3 protein-coding genes are annotated in these 4,885 nt (G+C 42.8%); all 3 read right to left on the reverse strand.

What is annotated here, in order from left to right; translation table 11 throughout:
• Positions 1–329: 329 nt before the first annotated feature.
• The gene (gene mutT / locus MTF66_RS38325) at positions 330–731 is read right to left on the reverse strand and encodes an 8-oxo-dGTP diphosphatase MutT (RefSeq protein WP_248530345.1); all 402 of its coding nucleotides are present in this window, start codon (positions 729–731) and stop codon (positions 330–332) included.
• Positions 732–793: 62 nt separating this feature from the next.
• Positions 794–3,502 (reverse strand): preprotein translocase subunit SecA, encoded by a 2,709-nt coding sequence (secA, locus tag MTF66_RS38330; RefSeq protein WP_248530346.1) that lies wholly within the window; start codon positions 3,500–3,502, stop codon positions 794–796.
• A gap of 630 nt (positions 3,503–4,132) precedes the next feature.
• The gene (locus MTF66_RS38335) at positions 4,133–4,606 is read right to left on the reverse strand and encodes a DUF721 domain-containing protein (RefSeq protein ID WP_055022438.1); all 474 of its coding nucleotides are present in this window, start codon (positions 4,604–4,606) and stop codon (positions 4,133–4,135) included.
• Positions 4,607–4,885 lie beyond the last annotated feature (279 nt).

Raw genomic sequence — 4,885 nt, forward strand, 5'->3', positions numbered from 1 at the left:
GTTAGTGGTTAGTGGTTAGTGGTTAGTGGTTAGTGGTTAGTGGTTAGTGGTTAGTGGTTAGAACAAAGTAAAATACAATTCATGTGTAGCAAGTTCTTTGTTTAATTACACAAAAAATAAAACCACCCTCTCGATCTGTGATCTGACTTCTGAAATCTAACTACTAAAAACTAACCTCTATTATATAACCAGCGCGCGAAATAAATTTCACGCCTACATCAGCGTAGGCGTCACGCTTGCTTGGCGCGTCTTACATTCATCACCAAGTCTGCAAATTAATAAAGAACCCGCAAACAATGCCACTCGGCTAGAAACTTATAGCTTAAAGCTTACAGCTCATACCTCTGCTTTATCTTTTCGATAATCTCAACATTCGCGGCAGGGAAGCTGTAATCATCAAGCTCGCTGAGTGCGACCCATTTGCCTTGTTGGCCTTCTGCGCCATGGGCCGTGCCTGTGAAATCATCAACAATGTGCACATCTAAACGCACACATTTATCGCCGTAGTCATGTTCGATAACCATTAGCTCTTTACTGGCATTTACAGTTAGGTTTACTTCTTCTAACAGCTCGCGCTGTAGTGCAGCAAATACGCTTTCGCCCTGCTCTACTTTGCCACCAGGGAATTCCCATAAGCCGCCTTGGTGTTTGTCATCTGGACGCTTACAAATAAATAATTGCTGATCTTTATAAATAACGCCAACAGCAACATGCACTACTTTTTTAGTCATTTGTTGTTTCCTTAATCATAAAAAAAGCGACGCAAGCGTCGCTTTTTATCACCGTGTTTTGGCTATTTTAATTTACCGCAACACTGCTTATATTTATTACCTGAACCACAAGGACACGGCTCGTTACGGCCGACTTTTGGCTCTGCACGTTGTGTAACTACAGCACCTTCTGGTGTTTCGCCACCGATATGCTCAGCTTCTTCGTGTTGGTATTCACGTGGTGCATTTTCGCTACGACGATGTTGCTCTTCAACTTTCTCAACATCTTCTTCAGCGCGAACTTGTACTTTACTTAAAATACCCACAACGTCGACTTTTAAGTTCTCTAGCATTTCAGAGAATAGCTCGAACGACTCGCGCTTGTACTCTTGCTTAGGATTCTTCTGTGCGTAACCACGTAAGTGGATACCTTGACGAAGGTGGTCCATCGCAGCTAAGTGATCTTTCCAATGTTGGTCTAGGCTTTGTAGCATAATCGCTTTTTCGAATTGACGTAGCACAGACTCGCCTACCATCTCTTCTTTTTGCTTGTACGCTTGCTCAACCGCTTCTTCGATACGCTCACGAAGCTTCTCTTCGTATAGTTTATTATCGTCAGCTAGCCATTGTGAAATTGGCAGCTCGATTAAGAAATCTTGTTTTAAGCGTTCTTCAAGACCTGGGATATCCCACATTTCAGCTAAGCTTTGCGGTGCAATGAATTGGTCAATCACACCATTTAACACATCGCCGCGAATTGCAGTGATAGTTTCTGAAATATCGCCTTCTTCAAGTAGCTCGTTACGTTGCGAGTAAACAACACGACGTTGGTCGTTTGCTACGTCATCGTACTCAAGTAATTGCTTACGAACGTCGAAGTTACGTGCTTCAACTTTACGTTGCGCGTTTTCGATTGCACGGTTAACCCAAGGGTGCTCAATTGCTTCACCGCGTTGCATACCTAGTTTACGCATCATGTTAGTCATGCGCTCACCAGCGAAAATACGCATTAGCGCATCGTCCATTGATAGGTAGAAACGGCTTGAACCCGCATCACCTTGACGACCAGAACGACCACGTAACTGGTTATCGATACGACGAGACTCGTGACGCTCAGTACCAATGATGTGTAGACCACCGGCTTCGATTACTGCATCGTGACGTTTTTGCCACTCATCTTTAATCGCTTTGATTTGTTCATCAGTTGGGTTTTCTAGCTTTTCAACTTCGCTGTTCCAGTTACCACCTAACACGATATCGGTACCACGACCGGCCATGTTAGTTGCAATAGTTACTGTGCCAGGTAAACCAGCATCGGCAACAATATCTGCTTCTTGCGCGTGGAACTTAGCATTAAGTACGTTGTGCTTAATTTTTTCTTTACGTAAGAACTGCGATAAGTACTCAGAACTTTCGATAGAAATAGTACCCACAAGTACCGGTTGACCACGTTCTTGGCAATCTTTGATATCAGCAAGGATTGCTTCGTACTTTTCTTCTTGTGTTAGGTATACAAGGTCGGCACGATCATCACGGATCATCGGTTTATTAGTTGGCATTACTACTGTGTCTAGACCATAGATAGACTGGAACTCAAACGCTTCTGTGTCTGCTGTACCTGTCATACCCGCTAGAGTGTCGTATAAACGGAAGTAGTTTTGGAATGTGATTGACGCCAATGTTTGGTTTTCGTTTTGAATGCGTACACCTTCTTTTGCTTCAACAGCTTGGTGTAAACCTTCTGACCAACGACGACCTTCCATTGTACGGCCTGTGTGCTCATCAACGATGATAACTTCGTTTTCTTTAACAACGTAGTCAACGTCTTTTTGATAAAGCTTGTGAGCACGAAGTGCCGCATACACATGGCTTAATAATGTGATGCTTGAAGCTGAGTAAAGTGAATCACCTTCTTGAATTAAGCCGCGCTCAATTAGTAGCTCTTCAACTTTAACTTGGCCGCGCTCTGTAAGGTGAACTTGCTTAGACTTTTCATCGATAGTGTAATCGCCGTCGCCTTCAACACCTTCTTCATCTTCTTTTTCTTGTAGCTCTAGGTCAGGCACAATTTTGTTGATTTCGATGTAAAGTTCAGAGCTATCTTCAGCTGGGCCTGAGATAATAAGCGGCGTACGCGCTTCATCGATTAGGATTGAATCCACCTCATCCACTACGGCGTAGTAAAGTGGGCGTTGTACACGCTCTTCAATGCTAAATGCCATGTTATCGCGCAGATAATCAAAGCCAAATTCGTTATTAGTACCGTAAGTGATGTCGGCAGCGTAAGCGATTTTCTTCTGCTGTGGCATCATGCCTGGTACGTTACAGCCTACTGTTAGGCCTAAGAACTCAAATAATGGGCGGTTAGTTTCGGCGTCACGTTTTGCAAGGTAGTCGTTCACGGTAATTACGTGAACACCTTTACCTGTTAAACCACGAAGGTATGCAGGTAACGTTGCTGTTAGTGTTTTACCTTCACCGGTACGCATTTCTGCGATGCGACCTTGATGTAAAACCATACCACCTAGTAGCTGTACATCGAAGTGACGCATGCCATTTACACGCTTAGATGCTTCACGTACCACAGCAAATGCTTCTGGTAAAATCTCATCTAGGCTTTGTCCGTTATCGTAACGCTCTCTAAATTCAGCTGTTTTTGCTTTTAAATCTTCATCAGAAAGCGCTTCTAATTGCTTTTCAAGCGCATTAATTAGAGCGACCGTCTTTCTTAGGTTTTTAATAGTGCGGTCATTGCGACTACCAAAAATCTTGGTAAATAAATTAGATATCATGATAAAACCGTTACAATGTATTCTTTGTTAGCTAGTCATTAGCTAACCCACTTTCTTCAATTGATAATTAATATGCGCTTATGCTCATGATGTAGGGCATATTAATTAACAATTTATCAGTACGCTGTTCAAAACACCGCTTATTTCGTGCGCTATCATACCAGAGTCTGCGCAACATCAAACCTTCTGTTTATGAAGATATGGAATTTCGGCAAGAAAATTTAAAAATCAGCCATAATCTTTGATCTAACCCCATAAAAAGGGTGAAAACAAGATTACTGAATAGATATGGCGACAATAAGAATAAAATCAAGATCAGGGGAGAAAAAAGGCGATTCGAGGGACGAGGTGCGAGATTCGAGTTATCGTAGGCGTCACGCTTGCTTGGCGCGACTGCCATACAACACGAATCATGCTCATCAACACATAACCAACAGGCGATGCTGAGAAGCTCAAAACTGACAGCTGAAAGCTGATGGCTCCTTAAGTTTCACGCCTACACCAAAACGTAGGAACGGCTTTAGCCGTGAATTGTTCTAAACACTTCGGCACTAAAGTACCTCCTACGGGGTAGGCTCACAAACCACCCCCCTCGGCTAAAAACTGACGGCTGATAGCTGATCGCTTTATTTATTTCTTCCGCCCATGTTGCGCTAAACGCTCTAACTTGGCTTTTAAAGATGGAGGGGCGTCTGCAGCGATGGCGCTGAGGTAATCGGCTGTTTGTTCACTCATTTGACGTTTAGAAACCGGCTTTTGTTCTGGCTTATTTGTTGCCGATAAGCGCTGAGTTGCTTGTGGGTTTGCGGTAATTTTAATTTGCCCAAGCTCTACCATGCCAGCGGCACGAAAATGCGAGAGCATATCCATTTTTAAGTAATTTAAACGCAGTGCAATCGGTGCCGAAACCGCTTCGATCATCAAAGTACCATCACGGTAATTACTTACTCGGCATTTTTTCGAAAGCGTTTCACCTAAAAAGTCATCAAGAATCGTTTGTTGAGAAGACAAGCCTTGGGTTTTACCAGCATAAGATGCCAAGCGACCACTCAAGCCCGCCATAATATCGCCAACAGCTTTTGGCGCGTATCTATCTTTTGCCATTAATCGTCTACCTAAAAAGGTTAATCACCACAAAGAGAATATACCACCTACGTAAATATGAAGCTATTAGGTTCGAAAACAGTGGTTAGTGGTTAGTGGTTAGTGGTTAGTGGTTAGTGGTTAGTGGTTAGAACAAAGTAAAATACATTTCATGTGTAGCAAGTTCTTTGTTTAATTACACAAAAAATAAAACCACCCTCTCGATCTGATCTGACTCCATAAAAGTAGACACCTTTTTGGAGTCAGTAATCATGAAAGTAAAACCATATCGTAAACATT

The organism is Pseudoalteromonas sp. 2CM39R, from assembly GCF_023161845.1.

Coding starts and splice junctions, on each gene's coding strand:
- mutT (WP_248530345.1), bottom strand. CDS start 731: ATGACTAAAAAAGTAGTGCATGTTGCTGTTGGCGTTATTTATAAAGAT.
- secA (WP_248530346.1), bottom strand. CDS start 3,502: ATGATATCTAATTTATTTACCAAGATTTTTGGTAGTCGCAATGACCGC.
- MTF66_RS38335 (WP_055022438.1), bottom strand. CDS start 4,606: ATGGCAAAAGATAGATACGCGCCAAAAGCTGTTGGCGATATTATGGCG.